Consider the following 2,744-nt stretch of genomic DNA (forward strand, 5'->3'; position numbering starts at 1 on the left):
AGAACGGAATCAGCTAAAATAGTTGCTTCCATAACTCGGATGGTGAGGGATATCAGTTTAGCGGAAGATGTTGCGCAAGACACACTGATCATAGCGCTTGAACGCTGGCCAGTCTCTGGTATTCCGAATAACCCTGGGGCCTGGTTGATGACTGTGGCTAAAAGAAAAGCCATTGACATGCTTCGTCGAAAAAAACGACTGGATCAAAAATATGATCAAATGGTTTATGAAATGAACACACTTTTTGAGCCTGACTTGGCTGATGATATTGACGAAGATATTAAGGACAATTTATTGCGGCTGATTTTTATGACATGTCATCCGGTGTTATCAAAAAATGCCCGTGTAGCTCTTACACTGAGACTGGTTGGGGGACTGACAACAGAAGAAATCGCAAACGCGTTCCTTGTACCTGAACCGACGATTGCCTAGCGGATTGTTAGGGCAAAACGAACACTTGCAACAGCCAATGTTCCTTTCGAGGTTCCTCAGAAGGCAGCGTATGCCGAAAGACTTTCTTCCGTATTGGAAGTGATTTATCTTATGTTCAACGAGGGCTATTCGGCTTCTTCAGGTGAAAATTTAATACGAATGAACCTATGTAATGAAGCATTAAGAATGGGAAGAGTTTTAGCAGATCTCATTCGTATAGAATCAGAAGTTCATGGTCTTGTTGCTCTAATGGAGATACAAGCATCCCGGTTTAAAGCACGAACGAATTCTGAGGGTGAAATGATTTTGCTACTGGATCAAAACCGCTCGTTGTGGAATCAGGAACACATCGACCGAGGTGTTGCTTCATTAAAAAAAGCTGAAGACTTGCGAGGCACATTCGGAATGTATGCATTGCAAGCTGCTATAGCTGCTTGTCATGCAAGAGCGGACTCACCAGAAAAAACAAACTGGGTGCGAATTTCGGTTCTGTATGATGCGCTTTCAGAAATTGCTCCTTCTCCAGTCGTTGAATTGAATCGGGCTGTTGCTATATCAATGGCCTATGGACCAAAGGCAGGATTGGAAATTGTTGATTCTTTAATTGAGGAACTAGCGTTGAGGAATTATCATTTGCTTCCCAGTGTAAGGGCCAATTTACTTCTAAAACTAGGAAGAAAGAGGGAAGCATTTGAAGAATTCCAGCGTGCTGCTTTGTTAACACAAAATGTACAAGAACAGAAATTCCTATTAAAACAGGCTAAAGATTGTTTGAAATAAAAAATATTAGTTTTGTCGATTTCTTGGTTTGCTGATCGTTGTATTTATAGATACAAAAATTTAAATGATTTAGGAGAGATGATGATGATATTTTTATGTATGGGCTATTTTAACTCTGAAAAAATGCATGCACTACCAAGTGCAGAAATTGAGGCTGTGATGGATGAATGCCAGCCGCACACTGAGAAATTTTATGAAAGCGGTAAGGTGCTGCTTGATGCAGGTCTAGAGTCAGAGATCAAAAACTTGCGCCGTGTGGACGGTAAGGTAATCGTAACAGATGGTCCGTTTACAGAAACGAAAGAGTTGATTGGCAGCATATTCATTTTTGAAGCTGAGAACATGGATGAGGCGATCCAAATAGCCTCTATTCATCCGACAACACAAGTAAACAAAGGAGAAGAGTTTGGGTGGCGCATCGAGATTCGCCCTGTTCATTACTTTAAGAACGATAAATAAGTTACCATAAAAAGGATATCTCGTATAAATCAAAGGTGGAGTACCACAAGTGGTGATCCATAGTTCAAAGCTTATAGAAAGTGAGAAACTACAAAAATAGACGTTTAATTTAGTGAGAAACAGAAGCACTAAATAAAGTATAGATATTTTAATACCTCTCGAAAAGAATTGCATTTTTTATCAAGGAGCTGATTTTAATGACGAATGGAACGAGTTTAGTTCAGGACGTTCTTGAAATTTACAAATGTGCCGTTTATGAACTAGATACTGAAAAATTCCTATCAATCTATGCTGAAGACGTACATATTTATGATTGCTGGGGAAACTGGGAGTGTAAGGGTATCTCTTTATGGAAAGATAGCGTGACAGAGTGGTTTAATGGTTTGAATGAAGACAGATATTTACTAAAAGTAGATTTTAAGGATTTAACGATTGAGGAAAATACGAATGTTGCATTCGTGCATTGTGCTGTGACTTTCGCTGCATTCAGAGAAAATACTGAAGATAAACTTCGTCAAATGACCAACCGTTTCACATTTGGCTTGAAAAAAGTAAATGAGTCTTGGCTTATAACACACGAGCATTCATCATTGCCAATAGATATGCAATCTGGAAAAGGTATCTTTAACCTAAAATAATAGAGTCAGAGTAGGTAGGGGTGAAATTAAGTAAAATGAATTTAGATTAATACCTCTACTTTATCCCACTATCGAGTGTATTTCTTCAAGAAGGAGAAGTGCTTTTTTTATGTATGAACAAATGTGCAGGATTTTAGGATAACGCGATAAAAGAGTTTAAAAGGGGGAAATTAACATGAATGACCTTAAATTGATTGAAACATACAAAAGCTTTTTACAAAAATATTCTTTAGAGCAACTAAGGCATATACCTGAACAAGGGGTCTGGTCTATCAGTCAAATGTATGACCATTTAATTGTCGTAGCTCATGAGTATCTAGACAGTGTTGAAGCTTGTGCGTTAGCTGTTAGAGAACAAAAGCAGGGTAAAACAGAATTTGGAGAATATTTATTCAATATTGGAGGATTCCCGCCAATTAAAATCAAATTACCAGA

Annotated in this window: 3 protein-coding genes and 1 pseudogene; all 4 read left to right on the forward strand. The window is 38.2% G+C overall.

Translation table 11 applies throughout. The features are described 5' to 3' along the window. Nucleotides 1–1,212: pseudogene (locus WBG45_RS15760) on the forward strand (RNA polymerase sigma factor); the annotation flags it as partial. Between the two features lie 12 nt (nt 1,213–1,224). Further along, nucleotides 1,225–1,671: a YciI family protein gene (locus WBG45_RS15765; protein WP_424416037.1), complete on the forward strand. Its 447-nt coding sequence runs from the start codon at nt 1,225–1,227 to the stop codon at nt 1,669–1,671. Nucleotides 1,672–1,868: 197 nt separating this feature from the next. Beyond that, a complete protein-coding gene (locus WBG45_RS15770; RefSeq protein ID WP_424416038.1) occupies nt 1,869–2,309 on the forward strand; it encodes a YybH family protein in 441 nt (146 codons plus the stop codon). A 175-nt stretch (nt 2,310–2,484) separates the two neighbouring features. Continuing rightward, a partial coding sequence (locus tag WBG45_RS15775) for a DinB family protein (RefSeq protein WP_424416039.1) occupies nt 2,485–2,744 on the forward strand: 260 nt, incomplete at its 3' end.

The organism is Paenisporosarcina sp., from assembly GCF_049671445.1.
Classification (GTDB): Bacteria; Bacillota; Bacilli; order Bacillales_A; family Planococcaceae; genus Paenisporosarcina.

Excerpts from the sequence above, each read along its gene's own strand:
- WBG45_RS15770 (WP_424416038.1), top strand. The coding sequence starts at position 1,869 with ATGACGAATGGAACGAGTTTAGTTCAGGACGTTCTTGAAATTTACAAA.